Here is a 21,952-nt window from a genome sequence, read left to right on the forward strand (position 1 = left end):
TCTGTAAAATATTGTTATAATAAAAAATAGAAATTGAGATAAAAAAAGCTGAATTGATACATTAATATAAGCCGCCTTAGCTCTACAAAAGATAGTTAGAGTCTTAAATAAAATACATGTTAAACCAGTAGTCTTATATAACCAGATTTTTTTCTAATTAACACATTAACTACCCATACAAAAACCATACAATAACTCTTACAAATCTTATTTTTAGTATCTTAGTAATACAACAAACTAATATTTTTTGAGACGATTCAATTTCTTGTTCTTAATACTGCTCTTTTGTGCCTATAGTTTTCTACATGCACAAGAACATCCACCTATTGAAATTTTTTCATCAAAAGATTATGGTGCCGAAACTCAAAATTGGTGCATTTCTCAATCTGAAGAAAATTATATTTATGTAGCGAATAATAAAGGGTTACTTGAATTTAATGGTGCAAATTGGCAATTATATCTCTCTCCAAATGAAACCATCATTCGGTCTGTCAACGTTATAGATAACTTAATATATACGGGTTGTAATAGGGAGTTTGGTTTCTGGCAGAGAAATGAATTTGGGCTGCTATTTTATACATCGTTATCAAAAAAATTAAAAATAGATTTTTTAGAAGATGAAGAATTCTGGAATATTATAAATATAGACGAATATATAGTATTTCAGTCTTTAAAGAGAATTTATATTTACAACAAAACAACCAATTCTTATAGTATTATTGACTCTGAAGCTATTATCTACAAAATATTTAAAGTTGACAAAACTATTTACTATCAAAAAACTAAAAACGGTGTCTATAAAATTGAAAATGGCAAGTCAATATTAGTTTCGAATCATGACATCCTTAAAGAAAATAGGCTCGTTAATATTTTTAAAGAAAAAGGCAAGCTTTTAATAGAAACAGAGAATAACGGGTTTTATATCTTAAACGGAGAAAACCTTTCCAAATGGAACATCGCTGCAAACGAAAGACTATCTGAAGTGAGTGTATTTCGTAGTATTCGGTTAAAAGACGACAGTTTTATTTTAGGAACCAGATCTAATGGTATATTACATCTAACGCCAGAAGGCACCATAGATTATAATATAGATACCTTTCATGGGTTGAGCAATAATACGGTTCATTGGGTATTTGAAGATGCAGAAAATAATATATGGTTGGCCCTGGAAAATGGCATTAACTGTGTAAATATTAAATCTCCTTTTAGCATTTATACAGATGAAAAAGGTAAAATAGGAACGATATATGCATCTGCTGTTTTTAATGATAACCTATACTTAGGAACCAATCAAGGGTTATTTTACAAGTCATTACAAGGGGCAGAGGATTTTAAACTTATTGAAAGTATTCAAGAAGCCGTTTGGTGTTTAACTATCGTAGACAACACTTTGTTTTGTGGACACGATACAGGAACCTCAATTATAAATAATAATACTGTGACAAAAATTAGAGGTATTCAACAAGGTACCTGGAATATGAAACCTATAGATAGAACAGACTTATTATTACAAGGCAATTATGATGGGTTATATGTTATTGAGAAAGTCAACGGTAAATGGGTCTTAAGAAATAAAATAGAAGGGTTTGACCTTTCAAGTAAATTTTTTGAGACTTATAATAATCAAATCTTTGTTAGTCACGAATACAAAGGGGTTTTTAAAATTAATGTCGACAAGGGTTTTACAAAAGTTTTAAACATTGAAAAAGATTCAGATATAGATAAAGAACTAAACTCTAGCATTATTAAATACAATAATGACTTATTATATATTTATAAAGAAGGTGTTTTAAAGTATAATACAGAAACTAAGAAATTTTTAAAAGACACTGTTCTAAGTACATTGTTTTCTAAAGAAGATTATACTTCTGGCAAGCTAGAGTTTAACAAAGAGACACATACCTTATGGTGTTTTTCTAAAAAGGACCTAAACTACATAGCCCCTAGTAAGTTAAGTAATGCTTCAAAGGTCAATAAAATCCCCTTTTCTAAGTCTTTGCCGCGAGGCTTAACAGGTTATGAAAACATAACACATCTTAATAATCAAAGATATTTAATAGGGACCTCGACAGGGTTTATTGTTTTGGATTTGGACAAGTTCTTTAACAAACCTTACAATATTTCAATTAATTCGATAACAAAACACAGTATTATAACAAGTCCAGAAATAATAGATAAAAACGCATATGGAGTCTTTGAAAACAAGGACAACAATATGGAGTTCACGTTTAGCGTTGCCGAATATGAAAAATACCTCGATACAGAATATCAATACCAATTAGAAGGTCTGTATCCTAATTGGAGCGATTGGTCCCCTAAGTCTAACACATTATTCGAAAATTTACCTTATGGCGATTATATCTTTAATGTGAGAGCTAAAGTAGGTAATACCCTCACTAAAAATGTAGCTTCCTATAGTTTTAATATTGAAAGACCCTGGTACCTTTCAAAATTAATGATAACGGCATATGTCATTTTTGTTTTACTATTTTCATTAATGATGCACAATATTTATAAACGCTATTATAGAAAACAAAGAGAAGCGTTATTACAAAAAACCAGACGGGAACTCGAATTAAAGGAATTGGAAAACAGGCAACAGTTTATGCGTTTTAATAATGAAAAGCTAAGACAAGATATAGATAATAAAAACCGTGAACTTGGTATTTCAACAATGAGCTTAATTAAAAAGAACCAGTTTCTGAATAGTGTCAAAAAAGAACTACAAAATGTTGATGATGTAAAAAGTATAAAACATGTTATTAAGATTATTGACCGAAATTTAAATAATACCGACGATTGGCATGTTTTTGAAGAAGCTTTTAATAATGCAGATAAAGACTTTCTAAAAAAGATAAAACAAATACACCCCTCCCTTACTTCAAACGATCTTAGACTCTGTGCTTACCTAAGGCTCAATTTGTCTTCGAAAGAAATTGCTCCCCTACTTAACATTTCTGCTAGAAGCGTTGAAGTTAAGCGTTACAGATTGCGAAAAAAAATGAATTTACCGCATGAATCGAGCTTAACAGACTATATTTTGGAAATATAGCCATACAACATCTCATTTTTTTGCCTATACATTACCACAACATCGATGTATTTTCGTACCTTTAGATAACTGGCTTACAAAAATAATTTCTTACTAAAAGCCAGTAAACAATGAAGTTTTAGCATTAAAGCATCGTTTTTTTTGCCATGTATGCTTTTTGTTGGGGTTTAAAATAAGGATTCAATAAAGTCTATAGCTAATTTTACATAACTCAGAACTAAACTTAAAAATAAACTTAAAAACTAAATCAAAATGAAACACACGCTGTTTAAAATTCTAACATTGTTCTTCATTGCATACTCAAGTGCGCAGAATTTAGATGTTAGTGGAACCGTTCAAGACGGTACAGGTTTTCCGATTCCCGGAGCCAATGTAATCGTGAAAAATACTAGCAAAGGTGCTGTAACAGATTTTGATGGCAACTTTACCATAGCCAATATAGAAATTGGCTCGACACTTATATTTAGTTATGTAGGCTATATAACTCAAGAAGTTATTGTAACCGATAACAAAAAATTAACCGTGCAATTAGCAGAAGATTTAGCAACTTTAGAAGAAGTTGTCGTAATTGGTTATGGCACCCAAACCAAAAAGGAAATTACTGGGGCTGTTAGCGTAGTTTCGAGTGAAACTATCGAGGAATTAAAGCCAACACGAATCGAACAGGCTATTCAGGGGCAGGTTCCAGGAGTTAACATTACATCACAATCTGGTTCGCCTGGTGGAAACATCACAATTCAAATTCGAGGGATCTCAACAAATGGAGATACCAGACCATTAATTTTAGTAGATGGCAATGTTATTGAAGACCTAAGTGTTATTAATCCGTCCGATATTGAATCTTTAAACATAATAAAAGATGCCACAGCTGGTATTTATGGGGTTAGGGCAGCTAATGGAGTGGTTCTAATCACTACAAAGACTGGTCGTAAAAATATGCCTTTAACTTTTGAATACAACGCATATGCTGGCTTTCAACAAACAACGAGAAAAATTCCCGTTCTAAACGCTACAGAATACGCTGTACTAACCAACGAAGCTTTTGCAGCAGGTGGCGAGACACCGCCTTTTAACGATTTAACAACAGTAGGTGTTGGAACAGATTGGCAAGACGAAGTTTTTGAAAATGCACCGATACAAAACCATAGTATCATTATACGAGGAGGTACCGAAAAATCTGGATACTCCTATAGTGGGTCTTTTTTAACCCAAGATGGTATTGTGGGTGGTAGTAAATCTAATTTCACACGTTTCACAAATAAAGTAAACTACAATGTAGACATACTGGATAACTTAAAAGTTATTTCTGGTCTTCTATTAACAAGGAGCAATAAAAGAAACTTGAGCGAAAATGCATTAGGCTCGGTACTTTTTAACGCCCTAAATATGGCTCCCACGCTATCAGTAAGAGACGAAAACGGAAATTTTACTCTGGCAGAAGGTCTGGGTAATGAGGTAATAAATCCAATTGCCCAAACAGCCGATAGTTATAATAGAACAAAAATTATGAGGCTTAGTGGTAATGCTGGGCTTGTTTATAATTTCTTAGATCATTTTATAGCGCAAACAAATATTCAAGCCAATTATTCTGAGGTAAGAAGTCATGTGTTTAGGCCTATTGTTAACTATGGAAGTGGAAAAGTATTCAATATAGACAGAAGCGAGGTTACAGAGGGCTTGAATTATTTTAGAGACTACACCTTTGATGCTTTTCTTAAATATGAAAACTTAATTGATGATACACATAATATCAAGCTTCTTTTGGGAACTTCAATATTTCAAACAACTGGGGTCTTTACAGGAAAAAAAGGCTTTGATATTATAGATAATAATGTTTTAAATGCCAATATAGATAATGCTTCAGATGTAATTGATGTTAACCAAGGCCTAGGATTCGATCCTAGATTTGACTCCAGGCTGCTATCTTACTTTGGAAGGGTGCAATACGATTATAAAAGCAAATATTTGTTTTCTGCCGTAATACGACGAGATGGTTCTACAAATTTTGGACCTAAAAACAAGTTTGGATATTTTCCTTCAGGATCTATAGGTTGGGTTGCTTCAGAAGAAGACTTCTTATTGGACAATAGTTTTATCAATTTCTTAAAGCTTAGAGCATCATACGGTATCCTTGGAAACGATAGGATTCCTAGTTTCGGTTTTATATCCTTACTTGACGGAGAAGGTACATACGTATTGGATAACCAATTAGCATTTGGTTCTGCTTTGGGAGCAATATCGAACCCAGAAATACGATGGGAAAAACAAAAGGCCTTCGATATAGGTGTAGACATGAGATTGTGGGACAACAAAATCAATATTACGGCCGATTATTTCAAAAGGCGTACAGAAGACTTACTGGTAATTCCTCAAGTATCTGGTATTCTTGGAGCTGCAGCTCCTGGCTCGTCACCACCCATTATTAATGCGGGAATTGTAGAAAATAAAGGATTTGAGTTTGCTATTGGTTATGCAGATTCTTCAGGCGAAGATTTCAATTTTAATGTAAACTACAATTTTACCGTACTCGATAACGAGGTTATTTCTGTAAGTGCAGAAGGGGACTTTTTAACTGGAGGTTCTTTTGGTGTCGGACAAGATCCGCCACTTAGAATGGAGGCTGGTTTCCCAATAGGGTATTACAGAGGCTTTAAAACCAATGGTATTTTTCAAAACCAGTCTGAGGTCGATAGCGAACCAACCATTAACGATAGAGTACAACCTGGAGATATAAGGTTTGTTGATATTAATAATGATGGTGTTATTGATGATGATGACAAGACCGATATAGGAAATCCATTTGCAGATGCTACAATGGGTCTCAATTTATCAATGGATTATAAGAATTTTGATTTCACCGCTTATGCTTTTGCTTCTATAGGCAACGATATAGTTCGTAATTATGAAAGAAATCAAAACCTAACAAATAGGCCAAGATACTTTTTAGATAGGTGGACTGGTGAAGGCACAAGCAATGTCTCACCAAGAGCTACTATAGGAGCCAATTCTAACGGACTGTTTTCAGACTATTTCGTAGAAGATGGGTCTTTTGTAAGATTACAGAACATTCAATTAGGGTATACATTTCCTAGGACTTCAGACGATTCAAAGGTAGAGAAGTTCAGATTGTATGTTTCTGCAAACAACCTCTTTACCCTTACAGAGTATAGAGGCTACGATCCAACAGCTTCAACAGGAGCACCTGTAGGAGGAGGTATAGACCCTGGATTTTATCCGAATGCAAAAACGTTTTTGCTAGGTGTTAATTTAAAATTTTAATGTACGAGATATGAAAAAGCTTAAAACTAAAAATATATTACTGATTGCTCTTGTCTTAATATTGTCATGTAGTGACGACTTTGTAGAAGTAGCATCACAGTCTGAAAACTCAGAAGAATTTTTTAATTCAGAAGCAGATTATCAAGCTGCATTAATTGCAGCTTACGATGGGTTACAGTCAACATACGTTAATGTTATGCTTGGAGAAATAGCTTCCGACAATACGCTTTGTGGTGGAGAAAGTGCCACCGACGTTATTGGATTTCAGGAAATAGACGATATGGTGCATACGCCAGTTAATGCCAACCTAAGAGATATATGGAGCTGGATGTATGGTGCTGTTAACAGGGCTAATTTTATTCTGGAGTTTCAGGATAAAATAGACTTTCCAAATAAAAATAACATCTTAGGGCAAACACGTTTTTTAAGAGCCTATTACAATTTCGAATTGGTAAAATGGTTTGGAGACATTCCTCTTTCTGTAGACAAACGAATTCAATTTGGTGAACAATTTAGTATTGAACGAACACCGAAAGCAGATGTTTATTCATTAATTGAACAAGATTTAATCTTTGCAGCAGCAAACCTACCTTATACACAAAATCAAGTGGGTAGAGTTACAAAAGGAGCAGCACAAGCTCTTTTAGGCAAAGCATATCTCTTCCAAGACAAATTTACAGAGGCAGCAACAGTACTGGAAGATGTTATTAATAATGGTCCTTACGATTTACTAACAGATTACAGTACCATGTTTGAAAACGATAACGAAAACAATATAGAATCTGTTTTCGAAGTACAATATACCGATGAAGAAGGTGCAGGTTTTGAATGTTTACAATGTAGTGAAGGTAATGTGGCCGTTGGGTTTAATGGTATTCGTAATTACAATGGCCCTGTATTCGAATCGGGTTTTAGTTTTAATGTGCCTACTCAAGAAGTTGTAGACGAGTTTGAAACAGGCGATATTAGATTAGAAACTGCTATTCTGGATATAGATGCCTGGGCTGTTGCCAATAGCGCAACCTTTGTAACAGGTTTTGAACATACGGGCTACTATAACAGAAAGTACATTGCCCGTCAAGGAGACGCTAATACTGGGGATGCAAATCTTACTAATCCTAACAACTATAGAGCGATTCGTTTTGCAGATGTGCTGCTAATGGCTGCCGAAGCTTTAAACAGAGGGGGTGTTAGCGATACCAGAGCGCAAGCATATCTTAACAGGGTGCGTACCAGAGCTATGCTGCCCGATGTAACATCAACAGGTGTCGATTTAACGAATGCTATTTATCACGAACGTCGAGTAGAACTTGTTGGGGAGGGACACCATTTCTTCGATTTGGTTAGAACTGGACGAGCAGCACAAGAAATTGACGGCTTTGTTGCCGGAAAACATGAAGTGTTTCCAATCCCTTCTATAGAAATTCAACTAGCAGGAAATATATGGGCACAAAACCCAGGATACTAAAATAAAAATTGAACATATGAAAGCATTAAAATATATATTAAGTCTTACTTTGGTATTCTTTATTAGTTGTGCCGAAGACGATAATGATTTAAGCTTTATTGAAAGTATAGCAGCACCAGCAAATGTTTCTGCTCTTTTTCAAATAAGTCAGGATAATAGCGGATTGGTTAATATTACACCCAATTCAGAAGGAGCCGTTTCCTATAACGTCACATTTGGTGATGATACGGCAGAACCCGTTAATGTAAAACAGGGCGATAATATTGACCATACCTATAGCGAAGGCACTTATACGGTAACCATAGAAGCCGTAGGTCTTACAGACTTGAAAACTGTTGCAACACAACAACTGGTGGTGTCATTTAGAGCGCCAGAAAACTTGGAGATAACTGCCGCAATAAACCCTTCAAACCCATTTATAGTTGATGTCTCTGCCACTGCCGATTTTGCAGCTTCATTCCAGGTGTTTTTTGATACTTCTAACATAGATGAAGAACCAACACCTTTAGCAATAGACGAAACCGTAAGTTTTGAGTACCCTAGTGTAGGTGATTATACAATTAAAGTAGTGGCTTTAAGTGGTGGTACAGAAACTGTAGAAACAACACAAGTCGTTACTATTAGTAAACCTACAGAACTACCTATTGACTTTGAGATTTTTGATAACACTGTTTTAGGAGATTTTGGAGGCGCAACCATAGCGGTTGTAGATAATCCACAAGTAGACGCTGTTAACGGTTCTGCAAAAGTAGCTCAAATTATAAAAGGCGCTGGCGAAACATGGGCAGGAAATGTTATAACAATGTCTACACCTATTGATTTAAGTACAAAACAACTTATTAAAATGAATGTTTGGTCTCCAAGAGCTGGAGGAAAAATGACTTTAAAACTTGAAAATCTTTCCGATCAGAATATTTTCTTTGAAAAAGAAATCACAACAGTTGGTAATAGTGACTGGGAAGAAGTTGTTTTTGATGTGAGCGATATTGATCTCTCCCAAGAGTATCAAAAAATTGTGTTGTTCTTTGATTTTGGAATGATGGGGGATGGTAGTTCAGACTGGACCTTCTTTATAGATAACATCAAACAGGAAGTGCCTCCTGTAAGTGGTGGAGGCAACAATGTAACTCCAATTAATTTTGAAACACCTTTTGAGCTAAGCTCGTTTGACGGTGGTGGTATCTCGTTAATAGCCAACCCAGATACCAACGGAAATCCATCAAGTACAGTGGCCGAAATGATAAAAGGCGCTGGACAAGTATGGGCAGGTTCTAAAATAACCGTTCCAACGCCATTCAATTTTGATAACTCAACAACGGTAACCATAAAAGTTTGGTCGCCAAGAGCAGGCTTAAACCTATTGGCAAAATTTGAAGATAATGTACCTTGGCCAGATGTAACGGCTACTGCTGAGATTACGGCAACCACGACTGTTGCAAACCAATGGGAAGATTTAACCTTTGATTTTACAGGGATTGATACTTCAATAGATTGGTACAATCTGGTATTGATCATGGACAATGGAGCAGCAGGTGATGGATCTGCAAACTATACCATTTACCTAGATGATATTTCTACAGATCCTGTACTGGATTTCGAACCGAAATTCACATTAAGTAGCTTTGATGGTGGTGGCATTTCGGTTATAGCCAATCCAGATACCAATGGCAACCCATCCAATATGGTGGCCGAAATGATAAAAGGTGCTGGCGAAGTATGGGCAGGTTCCAAAATAACAGCCCCTAAACCGTTTTCTTTTGATGGTGGTACAACATTGACCATTAAAGTTTGGTCACCAAGAGCAGGATTAAATCTTCTGGCAAAATTTGAAGACGACGTTCCTTGGCCAGATGTAACGGCAACAGCAGAAATTACTGCGACCACGACTGTTGCAAGCCAATGGGAAGATTTAACCTTTGATTTTGCAGGCATAGACACTTCAATAGATTGGTACAATCTGGTATTGATCATGGACAATGGGGCAGCAGGTGACGGATCATCTAACTACACCATTTATTTAGATGACATTGATATAAATTAAAAAAAGAGGAAACATGAAATGAGCCATAACAATTCTTGATACCAAACCGAGATGTTTAATGGCGAATTACATCTGACTAATAAAAAACAATAAAATTTAAACAGATGAAAAAATATAAATATAGCTACAGATTTTTAGTAATATTGGCTCTAATTTTCACAGGATGTCAAGAAGATGATTTTGCCGTAGGAGACATTATTGCACCTTCAAATATTCAGGTTGCAATCGATATTGTTGGAGCAGATGCAAACAACCCTAATGGTGATGGCAGTGGTACCGTAAATTTCACGGCCACTGCAGATAATGCTGTTTCATATCAATACGTTTATAACGATAATACAACATCAGCACCAGGAGGAAGGCAATCCTACGATTTTTCTGTTTTAGGCCTAAACACCTATTCTGTTACAGTAATAGCATTTGGAACAGGTGGTGCATCTTCAAGTAGAACCATAGAAGTTGAGGTATTATCGCTTTACGATCCTCCTGCAGATTTAATAGAAATGTTGCATGGTGGCACTCAAAAGTCATGGAGAATAAAAGCAGAATCTAAACCCCACTTTGGTTTAGGGCCAGTAGGAGGGTTTATTCCAGGGGAATGGTTCTCTGCTGAACCTTTTGATAAAGCAGCTGTAGGAATGTACGATGACCGTTATGTATTTAATGCCGACGGAACTTTTACACACATTACAAACAGCACAAACGATGACCCAACTCCAGATACATCTGGAACGGTATTTGGGCGCGATCCGCTAATCAATGAACTAGGTGGTGCTGGAGGCGGAACCGTTGATGGCGCCGATATACTTAACTACCCATTTAGTGATTACTCAGAGCAATGGAGCTTGGGTGCTCCAGGTGGTGTAGAAACAATTTCTTTAACAGGTACAGCTTTTATGGGGTACTATACTGGAGGAAATCACAAGTATGAAATATTTAGTCGATCGGCAACAGAAATGGTATTAAGAACGACCGATGGGAATAATGAGTTCGACTGGTGGTTTACATTAACAACCGAAGCAGAAGGAGCCACTAACGAATTTGAGTCAACATTCACAAATATGGTTTGGGAAGATGATTTTGAAGTTGATGGTGCACCCGACCCAACAAACTGGACATACGATCTTGGAACAGGAACAGATGGTTGGGGTAATTTTGAAGAACAATCATATACGAGTGATGCCGAGAATGTTATTGTAGAAGGGGGTGTTCTTAAAATTACTGCAAAAGCCGATGGTGGAGGTGGTTATACCTCAGCAAGAGTAAAATCCCAAGGATTGCAAAAGTTCACTTATGGTAGGGTTGATGTAAGAGCCAAATTACCATCTGCTCAAGGTACCTGGCCAGCTATTTGGATGCTTGGATCAAATTTTCCAACTGTGGGGTGGCCCGAATCTGGAGAAATGGATATCATGGAACAAACGGGAAGTGATAAAAACACTGTTCTGGGTACTGTACATTGGTTAGATTCTGGTAGCAATTCCAATGCAAGTTTTGGAGAAACCACAACTATAACAGATGCATCAACCGAATTCCATGTATACTCGATTGATTGGTCTGCTGATAAAATATATATCCTAATTGACAATGAACCGTATGTTGAATTTGATAATAATGATACGTTGCCATTTAATGCAGATTTTTTCCTAATACTTAACATTGCTATGGGAGGGACTTTAGGAGGTACCATAGATCCTGCATTTACAGAAGATATTATGGAAATAGACTATGTAAGAGTCTATCAATAAAATTTAATGATAAGAAAGAGATTGTTTAAAAAGTATTTGAGGTCTGTTGGGTTTAGTCAAGACACCTTTAAAGTGTTGATTACAAAATATCTTGATTTTAATTCATGCAGAGTACAGGTGAAGGTTTTGATGATCATAAGTTTAATTTCTTTCTAAATGTTTTTTAGACAGTCTCTTTTTAACCAAAAATAGGATACGAGGGTATTTAAATTATAAAAACAAGCTTGCATAACAATTCATAAAAGCTCTACAAAGCTTATGGTGACTGATTCATAAAAGTTTGAAAGTGAGAGATTCAAACGGCCTCTGGAAACAGAGGCTATCAGTTATTGCTTGTCTAGAAATGGAACTCAATCATTTTCAGATTAATAAGAGGTTTTTTTGACAATGTAGTTGTGAAACAATAATTAAAAAACTATTAGAACGAATACAAAGAGCGATTGATTTTATAAAGAAGTTAATAACAGTTATAATTAATGAATAGTACTACTTATATAGATGATAAAAATGTCTCGGCAGAGACTCATAATATTAAAGGGGGGTTAATAAATTTCGATAATGAAAATTATTATAAAATCACTAATAGTGATGCTATGCGTCCTTTTTTCATGAGTATAGTTAGCGACTCTAACCATTGGATGTTTATTTCAAGTAATGGAGGGTTAACAGCTGGAAGAAAAAATTCAGATGCCTCACTGTTTCCGTATTATACCGATGATAAGATAACCGAATCTGCAGACACTACAGGAAGCAAGACCATTTTTCAAGTTCATTTAGACAATAAAATTAAGATATGGGAACCTTTTTCCGAAAGGCAAAGGGGGAGCTATAAAACCCAAAGAAACCTTTACAAAAACAGTTTTGGGAACAAAATTATTTTTGAAGAAATCAATGAAGATTTAGGGCTTACTTTTAGATATCAATGGAGTTCTAGTAACCAATTCGGTTTTGTAAAAAAATCGACCTTAATAAATAATTCGAGTGAAACTATAAAAGTCAAACTTCTTGATGGATTGCAAAATATCCTCCCCTATAATCTTGCTTCAGATTTTCAAAACGCGACAAGTAATCTGGTTGATGCTTATAAAAAAAATGAATTAGACACAAATACAGGTCTGGGTATCTTTTCATTAAGTGCAGTTATTGTTGATAAGGCAGAGCCTAGTGAGTCTCTAAAGGCCAATATTGTTTGGTCTACAGGAATAGAAAACCCAACCTATTTAATATCATCATTACAATTACACAATTTTAGACAAGGGCTACCAATTAATCAAGAGATTGATATTAAAGCCGAAAAAGGCGCTTACTTTATCTCCTCCGATTTAGAATTAAAGCCACAATCAAGTAAAAACTGGATGTTTGTTGCCAATGTGAATCAAAGTATTTCTGGGGTCATTCAAATATCTGAAAGCATTAAAAACCTGACCAACATTGCTGAGGTTGTTCAAAAGGATATTGATGCGGGTACCAAACATTTAATCGAACTAGCAGGAGCGTCAGATGGCTTACAACTAACAGCAGACCCATTAACCAATACCAGGCATTTTTCTAATACGCTTTTTAACATCATGCGTGGGGGGATTTTTGATGATGGCTATAACATAGAAAAACAAGATTTTATAGAATACATTTCAAAAGCGAATAAAGACGTATTCAACACGTATCAAAATGCATTAAACGAATTACCAAACCTATTTTCTTTAAATGACATAAAAACACTTGCCGAAACAAGTGAGAATTACAATTTTAAAAGACTCTGTTTGGAATATTTGCCATTAAAATTTAGTAGAAGACACGGGGACCCTAGCCGACCTTGGAATAAATTTTCTATTAATACCAGAAGTGAAGTTGACGGCTCTAAAATATTGGATTACGAAGGAAACTGGCGAGACATTTTCCAGAATTGGGAAGCCTTGGCACATGCCTATCCTGAGTTTATTGAAAACATGATTCATAAGTTTTTAAATGCCACTACTTTTGAAGGTTACAATCCGTATAGAGTGACTAAAGCTGGTTTCGATTGGGAAGTCATTGAAGAAGACGATCCATGGTCGTATATCGGTTATTGGGGAGATCATCAAATCATATATCTTTTAAAGTTTCTGGAATTTATAGAAAACCATTTTCCTGGTCAATTAGAGAAGCGCTTCAATGAAAACCTATTTGTTTATGCCAATGTTCCTTATAAAATTAAATCTTACGAAGAGACATTAGTAAACCCAAAAGACACGGTTGATTTCGATTACGAATTAAATAATAGCATTATTGAAAAAAAACAAAAATTAGGCGCAGATGGAGCTTTAATTGTTGATGCTAATTCTTCTATTTATAAAGTAAATTTAATCGAAAAATTATTAGCTACCGTCTTAGCCAAGCTTTCTAATTTTATTCCAGAAGGTGGTATTTGGTTAAATACTCAAAGGCCAGAGTGGAACGATGCAAACAATGCTCTTGTAGGGAATGGAGTTTCTATGGTAACACTTTATTATTTACAGCGTTTTTTTAATTTCTTTGAAAAAATAGTCTTAAAATCGGATATAAATGAAGTTGAAATATCAAAGGAGTTGTATGTTTTTTTCAGACAGGTATTTATTACGCTACATGCAAATAAAGAGATCTTAAATGATGTTATATCTAATCAGGACAGAAAAACGGTTTTAGATGGTTTAGGCAAAGCAGGAAGCACTTATAGATCGACTATTTATAAAAACAGTTTTTCAGGTGAAAAAACCAGTGTTACTAAACAAGGCCTTCTAGAATTTTTTAGTATTACAAAATCATATTTAGAGCACAGCATTAAAGCCAACAAACGTTCAGACGGTTTATATCATGCGTATAATTTAATGACGGTTGAAAACGAAAACGAGGTTTCTATTTCTTATTTGTCTGAAATGCTTGAAGGACAAGTAGCCGTTCTAAGCTCAGGCTATTTATCAACTTTAGAAGCCCTTGAATTATTAGACGGATTAAAGAATAGTACTTTGTTTAGAAAGGACCAGTACAGTTACATTTTATATCCGAATAAAGAATTACCAAGATTCGATAAGAAGAACAATATTCCTGCAGATAAGGTTGAAAAATCAAACTTATTAAAACAATTAGTAAAAGACAATAATGCACAAATTATTGAAAAAGATATTCTAGGAAACTATCATTTTAATGGCAATTTTAATAATGCAAACAGCTTAAAAGAAGCCTTGACCAATTTGCCTGAAACGTATCAAAATTTAGTGGAAGAAGACACAAAATGGTTGTTGGACACTTTCGAGGCTGTTTTTAATCACAAAGCTTTTACAGGACGCTCAGGAACCTTCTTTGGTTATGAAGGTTTAGGGTCTATTTATTGGCATATGGTGTCTAAATTATTATTGGCTGTTCAGGAAAATTGTTTGTCTGCCATTAATAATAAAGAAAGTGATGTACTGATAGGAAAATTATTAGATCATTATTATGAAATTCAAGCGGGTATAGGCGTACATAAGTCACCTAAACTATACGGTGCCTTTCCAACAGATCCCTATTCGCATACACCAGCGGGAAAAGGGGCACAACAGCCAGGTATGACTGGGCAGGTAAAAGAAGATGTGTTATGTCGTTTGGGTGAATTAGGTGTTATTGTTAAGGATGGCTGTATCACATTTAATCCACGTTTGCTACGTACAGAAGAATTTTTAAAATCCTCGAAAGTTTTCAAATATACAGGTATAAAAAAAATAGAGCGGGAAATTCAACTAGAAGCCAACACCCTATGTTTTACTTACTGTCAAGTACCTATTATTTATAAGCTATCAGAACAAAACTGTGTCCGTGTCATTTTTGAAAAAAATAGACATATAAAAATAGAAAGTTTAAGCCTTGACATAGAAACAAGTAAACAAATTTTTGAAAGAGCAGGCGTTATTTTACAAATTATAGTTTCAATAAAAAGGTAAAACATAATTTATGTGTAGCATATGAAAACAAGTATTAAAAAAATATTAATTCTGTTTGTTTTAGCCGCTATGCTTGGATGTAATAAAAAACCAGAAGAAAAAATGAATATAACAGCTGCAGATATCTTAGGCAATCCAGAATATTTAGCCATTTCATATGGAGGCTATCGCCAAACGTCCAGAGATATTCAACCTACCATTGCAGAGCTAAAAGAGGACATGAAGATTTTGGCAGCTATGGGTGTAAAAATATTGAGAACCTACAATGTGCAATTACAACAGGCGCCCAATTTATTAAAAGCCATCGATCAATTAAAAAAAGAAGACCCTAACTTCGAAATGTACGTGATGTTAGGTGCATGGATTGATTGCGAAAACGCCTGGACCGATAAAGTGCCAAATCATGAAGTAGAAAGTAAAGCCAATGCCGCTGAGATTGATAGAGCCATAGCCCTGGCAAAAACCTATCCAGACATTGTAAAAATAATTGCTGTTGGGAATGAAGCCATGGTAAGATGGGCAACCAGTTATTTTGTTAGACCAAATGTTATTTTAAAATGGGTAAATTATTTACAAGAATTAAAAAAACTGGGCGAACTTCCTAAAGATTTATGGATTACAAGTTCAGATGATTTTTCATCATGGGGAGGTGGAGACCCTAGTTATCATACACCCGATCTGGAAAAGCTCATTAAAGCTGTAGACTACATCTCTATGCATACCTACCCGATGCATAATTCGTATCATAATCCTGAATTTTGGGTGGTTCCCGAAAATGAAGCCGCATTATCAGATCATGAAAAAATTGAGGCAGCCATGCTAAGAGCGAAAACATTTGCCATGTCTCAGTATAAAGCCGTTTCAGATTATATAAAAAGCTTGGGTATTAATAAACCTGTTCATATAGGAGAAACGGGTTGGGCTACCATTTCTAATGGGCATTATGGTGTCAATGGATCGAAGGCAGCCGATGAGTATAAGTCTGGACGCTATTACCAAATGATACGGGATTGGACAAACCAAGCAGGAATTTCTTGTTTTTACTTTGAAGCTTTCGATGAACCATGGAAAGACGCCAAAAACAAGCAAGGGTCAGAAAACCATTTCGGTTTAATAAACTTAAAAGGAGAAGCTAAATATGCCCTATGGGATTTAGTAGATAAAGGCATTTTTAATGGGTTAACCAGAGATGGGCAAACCATAAAGAAAACATATAGTGGTAATAAAGAAATTCTTAAAATAAACGTATTGATTCCTCCAGTAGCTTATCAAACAGTATCACATTAGTTATTGAAATTTATGCAGATATTTAATAAAAACATATTACTAATTATTGCCCTGGTTTTTGTTTCATGCAAAAACAATAGTAATGTTGGTGCTGTCTCCGTTTCTGGGCGTCAGATTTTAGTAAATAATACCCCTTATATTATTAAGGGTATCTGTTATCATCCTGTTCCGAAGGGAAGTACGGTAAGAAATTTTAAAAATTTAACAGAAGATTTGGCTTTAATGGTCGAAGCAGGTGTAAATACCATAAGAGTTTATGCACCTATAGACGATAAAGCCATTTTAGATGAAATACATCAAGCAGGTCTGAAGATCATTATTGGTTTTGGATATAACCAAGAAGGTAACTACGATATCCTTTCTGGAAGTTTCATCGATTATGTAAGCAAATACAAAAACCATGAAGCCATATTACTTTGGGAACTGGGTAACGAGTATAATTATCATCCAGAGTGGTTTGAGGGCAATCTCGAAAATTGGTATAAAACAATGAATACTGCGGCCGAATTGATTCATGAAAAGGATTCCAATCACCCTGTAACAACCGCCCATGGCGAACTGCCCGATGCATTGGCGCTTTCTTTATCCCAAAGTATTGATGTTTGGGGGATGAATGTGTATCGATGGGACGATCCTTCAGATATTTTTTCCAAATGGGCAGCCGTAAGCACAAAACCTATGTATTTATCTGAAGCAGGCGGGGATAGTTATATGGCGGTCTCAAAAAATGGCTACGAACAAGGACTGAACGAAAACGCCCAAGCCGATGCCAATACCAATATTTTAGATGCGGTATTTAGAAACAATATTATTTGCTCTGGCGTTGCTGTGTTTTCTTTTACAGATGGTTGGTGGAAAGCTGGTAACCCAAGTCAACAAGACATAGGCGGATGGGCTCCTAACAGTAGTGGCATTCCATACGATGGTGCTCCTAATGAAGAATATTGGGGTATAGTTGACATAGATAGGAATAAGAAAAAAACATTTGATGTTATTAAAACCAAGTATACCCAGTTAAAGGATTAGATATGGAAAAGCATCATTACTTAAGGGTTTTTATAATTATGATAGTGTTATCAAGTTGTAATATGGAAAATAAAAAGATAACTTTTGAGGTTTATGAAACTTCGGCAAGAGGAAATAAGCTGACTGAAATCACTAACTTTTCATCTTTAGAAAATAAAGCAGTCATTACCTTAAAACCAGAACAAACCCTTCAAACCATAACAGGTTTTGGAGGCGCCTTTACAGAGTCCTCAGCATATTTATTAAACCAATTGAGCCAGGATAACCGCAACAAAATTCTACAAGCTTATTTTGGAAAAGATGGGGCGAGATATTCGCTTACGAGAACGCATATGAATTCTTGCGATTTTTCACTTACTAATTATTCTTATACACCCGTTGAAAATGATACAACCCTAGAGCATTTTACCATTAAGGAAGATATGGACGACCTCATTCCCATGATAAAAGATGCCTTGGACGTATCTGAAGACGGTTTCAAAATATTTGCATCTCCTTGGACAGCCGTACCGTGGATGAAGGATAACAAAAAATGGGTTGGAGGTAAACTACTTCCAGAATATTACGATACCTGGGCGTTGTTCTTTTCTAAATATGTAGATGCCTATAAAAAAGAAGGTATCGATATTTGGGGGTTTACCGTTGAAAATGAACCTCACGGAAATGGTAATAACTGGGAGAGTATGCATTTTACTCCAGAAGAAATGACCGATTTTGTGCAAAATCATTTAGGCCCAAAACTGGAAGCTGACGGGAAAGGAGATTTAAAAATTTTAGGATACGATCAAAACAGAGAAGGTTTAAAAGAATGGGTAGATGTTATGTATAAAGATGAAGCCTCTTCAAAATATTACGATGGAACAGCTATTCATTGGTATGAAAGCACTTATGATTACTTTCCGGAAGCATTACAATATGCACATAAAAAAGCTCCTGACAAATATTTAATACAGACGGAAGCCTGTGTAGATTCTGAAGTGCCAAAATGGAAAGACGATGCCTGGTATTGGAGTAAGGAAGCTACCGATTGGGGTTGGGATTGGGCTCCCGAAGATCAAAAACATTTGCATCCAAAGTATGTACCTGTTTATCGCTATGCAAGAGATATTATTGGTTGTTTAAACAATTGGGTAGATGGCTGGGTAGACTGGAATATGGTTTTAAACAAACAAGGCGGTCCTAATTGGTTTAAAAACTGGTGTGTTGCCCCAGTGATAGTCGATCCTGAAACGAACGATGTTTATTTCACACCCATTTATTACACCCTTGCTCATTTTAGTAAATATATAAGGCCGAATGCAAAAGTAATCGGTTTAGAAAACTCAGATGAAGAACTTATGGTTACAGCCAGTCAAAACCCCGACGGTTCTATCGCAATCGTCATTTTTAATGAAACCGTAATCCCAAAAAGTATTCATCTCATATTAAAAGATAAATCAAAAGATAAATCAGCAGAATTTTCAATAAACCCTCAAGCCATTCAAACTATAATAATTCCTAACGTATAAAAATATAAGTATAACTAAATAAAGCCACTACGATATGTCAAACACAAAAACTGCCACCAGAGATAGAGTGCCCTTAGGTCAAAAAGCAGCTTTTGGAGCTGGCCATCTGGTACTTAATTTATTGCCTGGAGCTTTAGGTTTTTTCTCTTTCTTTTTGTTAACAGCTTTTGGAATGGATCCTTTTTTAGCGGGGTTGTTAGGAGGGCTTCCCAGAATTTTTGATGCCCTTACAGATCCTGTTATGGGATTTATTTCAGACAATACAAAATCGAAATGGGGACGTAGAAGACCCTACATCTTTATCGGTGCTATTTTAAGTGGCGTTTTGTTTATTTTGTTATGGCAATTGTATCCTGAGAATTCCCAAACCTATAATTTTTGGTACTTTCTTGTTTTTTCAATGGTATTTTTAATTGGAAACACCATGTTTGCTACACCTCTAGTCGGTTTGGGGTATGAAATGACTTCCGATTATAATGAACGTACTCGTTTAATGGCTTTCTCAAATACCATGGGACAAATCGCTTGGATGATTGTGCCTTGGTTTTGGGTAATCATTGCCGATCCCGAAATATTTAAGGCACAAGATGTTGGTGTTAGACAACTTTCAATAATTGTTGGTGCTGCTTGTGTCGTTTTAGGCATATTGCCTGCTATATTTTGTAGAGGAATCGATTCAGAAAACATGGAAAACAGAAAAGAAATTTCCTTAAAAACATTGTCTTCCAATATGAAGGAACTTTTTATAAGTATTAAGCAAGTTTCTAAAAATAAACCATTTATGAAACTTTGTGGTGCTACTTTTTTAGTGTTTAACGGGTTTCAGATGGTCGCAGCTTTTAGTGTTTATATTATCGTATTTTATATGTACAATGGAAGCTATGGAGCTGCTGGTACCTGGCCAGCTTGGTTTTCTACTATAACAGCAATTACTACGGCTTTTGTGGTTATCCCTATTATTTCCAAAATATCGAATGTCCTCGGAAAAAGAAAAGCGTTCATCATTTCAACAATAATCTCTATAATAGGCTATATTCTTAAATGGTGGGGCTTCGATACCACATTGAATACCAGTTTTAATCGAACAGATTTGGGACAATCGTTAACTCAAGGTGTCGCATCCATATTTGAATTTTTAAATCCATATCTGGATAACCTTGGTATGTCGTGGTTTAGTATCGATGCCAGTCAAGGTATTCCGTGGCTCATTTTCTTACCCATTCCTTTTATTGCTTTCGGACTAGGAGGTTTATTCACCTTGATGATGAGTATGACCGCCGATGTATGTGACCTGGATGAGTTAGAAAATGGGATGCCACGTAAAGAAGGAACCTTTGGAGCTATTTATTGGTGGATGGTAAAACTAGGGCAAGCCTTGGCATTAGTATTGGGCGGATTGGTATTGAAGTTGGTAGGATTCATTTCGGAAGCTGAGACGCAAACTGCAGAGACCATGACGAATCTAAGAATTGCAGATATTGTAATACCTTCTGTTACAGCAGCAATCGCTATATTGGTTATGTGGAAATATAGCCTTAGTGAAAAAAGAGCTCGAGAAATTAAAACGGAATTGGTAAGAAGAAGAGGGGAACTATAAGTTAAAAAAATATTAAGATTAATAATTATGTCAGAAAAAAGAAGTGAAATATTGGCTTTATCAGGTGGTAACCTTATAAACAAAACAGATATAGGGTTAATCAACCTGTTTAATAGAATGTTAAACAAAGGCATGCATGGGCTGTGTTTTAGTCCATATGAAGAAGGGCAAGCACCAGGACCAGGGGTTATAATTACAGAAGAACAGATACGTCGTCGTATGGAAATAATAAAACCCTATACCAAATGGATTCGTTCTTTTTCGTGTACAGACGGTAATGAAATTATTCCGCGGGTCGCGAAAGAATATGGGATAAAAACACTTGTTGGTGCATGGTTGGGCGTAGATTCTGAAGCAAACAAAAAAGAAGTAGCCAGTCTTATTCAATTGGCGCGCGAAGGCTATGTAGATATTGCTGCCGTTGGTAATGAGGTTATGTACAGGGGAGATTTGACAGAGGAAGAACTTTTAAGTTTTATGTATCAGGTAAAAGAGACCATTCCTGAAACTCCTGTAGGTTATGTAGATTCTTATTATGAGTTTGCACAACGACCAAAAATAACTGAAGCCAGTGATATTATCTTAGCAAATTGTTACCCCTATTGGGAAGGTTGCGATATACATTATTCATTATTGTATATGAAAGATATGTATTATGAAGCGCAAAGAGCTGCAAAAGGGAAAAAGGTTATTATTACAGAAACAGGCTGGCCTAGTCTGGGAGAAGGCATACACGACGCCATGCCTTCTTTTGAAAATGCTATAAAATATTTTATCAACACGCAATATTGGTCTGGAACTAATGCTATAGAAGTCTTTTACTTTTCATCGTTTGATGAATCCTGGAAAGTAAGGGCAGAAGGAGACGTAGGTGCTTATTGGGGATTATGGGATAAAGATGAAAATCTAAAATTTGCAAATAATCACATTAAGAGAAAGAGCACATCTATTTAGTAAGAAAATTCTTTTTATTTAACTATCTTACTGTCGTTAATTACATTTAAATGAAGTGTT

11 protein-coding genes are annotated in these 21,952 nt (G+C 35.5%); all 11 read left to right on the plus strand.

What is annotated here, in order from left to right; all coding sequences use genetic code 11:
• Positions 1 to 247: 247 nt before the first annotated feature.
• The 11 genes from HHX25_RS19400 to HHX25_RS19450 all read left to right on the plus strand — a co-directional run bounded on the left by HHX25_RS19400 (position 248) and on the right by HHX25_RS19450 (position 21,892).
• Entirely contained in the window at positions 248 to 3,052 is a 2,805-nt protein-coding gene (locus HHX25_RS19400) for a triple tyrosine motif-containing protein (RefSeq protein WP_169676872.1), read from the plus strand.
• Positions 3,053 to 3,304: 252 nt separating this feature from the next.
• Positions 3,305 to 6,331 (plus strand): SusC/RagA family TonB-linked outer membrane protein, encoded by a 3,027-nt coding sequence (locus HHX25_RS19405; protein WP_169676875.1) that lies wholly within the window; start codon positions 3,305 to 3,307, stop codon positions 6,329 to 6,331.
• 10 nt (positions 6,332 to 6,341) lie between these two features.
• Positions 6,342 to 7,799, plus strand: a complete 1,458-nt coding sequence (locus tag HHX25_RS19410) for a RagB/SusD family nutrient uptake outer membrane protein (RefSeq protein WP_169676877.1) — start codon at positions 6,342 to 6,344, stop codon at positions 7,797 to 7,799.
• 16 nt (positions 7,800 to 7,815) lie between these two features.
• Entirely contained in the window at positions 7,816 to 9,840 is a 2,025-nt protein-coding gene (locus tag HHX25_RS19415) for a hypothetical protein (protein ID WP_169676879.1), read from the plus strand.
• A 104-nt stretch (positions 9,841 to 9,944) separates the two neighbouring features.
• Positions 9,945 to 11,588, plus strand: coding sequence for a glycoside hydrolase family 16 protein (locus tag HHX25_RS19420; RefSeq protein ID WP_169676881.1), 1,644 nt, complete (start codon positions 9,945 to 9,947; stop codon positions 11,586 to 11,588).
• 476 nt (positions 11,589 to 12,064) lie between these two features.
• Positions 12,065 to 15,520, plus strand: coding sequence for a hypothetical protein (locus HHX25_RS19425; RefSeq protein ID WP_169676882.1), 3,456 nt, complete (start codon positions 12,065 to 12,067; stop codon positions 15,518 to 15,520).
• Between the two features lie 21 nt (positions 15,521 to 15,541).
• Positions 15,542 to 16,807, plus strand: coding sequence for a glycoside hydrolase family 17 protein (locus tag HHX25_RS19430; RefSeq protein WP_169676883.1), 1,266 nt, complete (start codon positions 15,542 to 15,544; stop codon positions 16,805 to 16,807).
• A 12-nt stretch (positions 16,808 to 16,819) separates the two neighbouring features.
• Positions 16,820 to 17,833, plus strand: coding sequence for a glycoside hydrolase family 2 TIM barrel-domain containing protein (locus HHX25_RS19435; RefSeq protein WP_169676884.1), 1,014 nt, complete (start codon positions 16,820 to 16,822; stop codon positions 17,831 to 17,833).
• Between the two features lie 62 nt (positions 17,834 to 17,895).
• Entirely contained in the window at positions 17,896 to 19,341 is a 1,446-nt protein-coding gene (locus HHX25_RS19440; protein WP_240964580.1) for a glycoside hydrolase family 30 protein, read from the plus strand.
• Positions 19,342 to 19,375: 34 nt separating this feature from the next.
• Positions 19,376 to 20,938 carry an MFS transporter gene (locus tag HHX25_RS19445; RefSeq protein ID WP_169676887.1) on the plus strand — a complete coding sequence of 521 codons (1,563 nt, stop codon included), beginning with the start codon at positions 19,376 to 19,378 and terminating at the stop codon, positions 20,936 to 20,938.
• A 27-nt stretch (positions 20,939 to 20,965) separates the two neighbouring features.
• Positions 20,966 to 21,892, plus strand: coding sequence for a glycoside hydrolase family 17 protein (locus HHX25_RS19450; protein WP_169676888.1), 927 nt, complete (start codon positions 20,966 to 20,968; stop codon positions 21,890 to 21,892).
• Positions 21,893 to 21,952 lie beyond the last annotated feature (60 nt).

It is taken from the genome of Flavivirga algicola, from assembly GCF_012910715.1.
GTDB lineage: Bacteria > Bacteroidota > Bacteroidia > Flavobacteriales > Flavobacteriaceae > Flavivirga > Flavivirga algicola.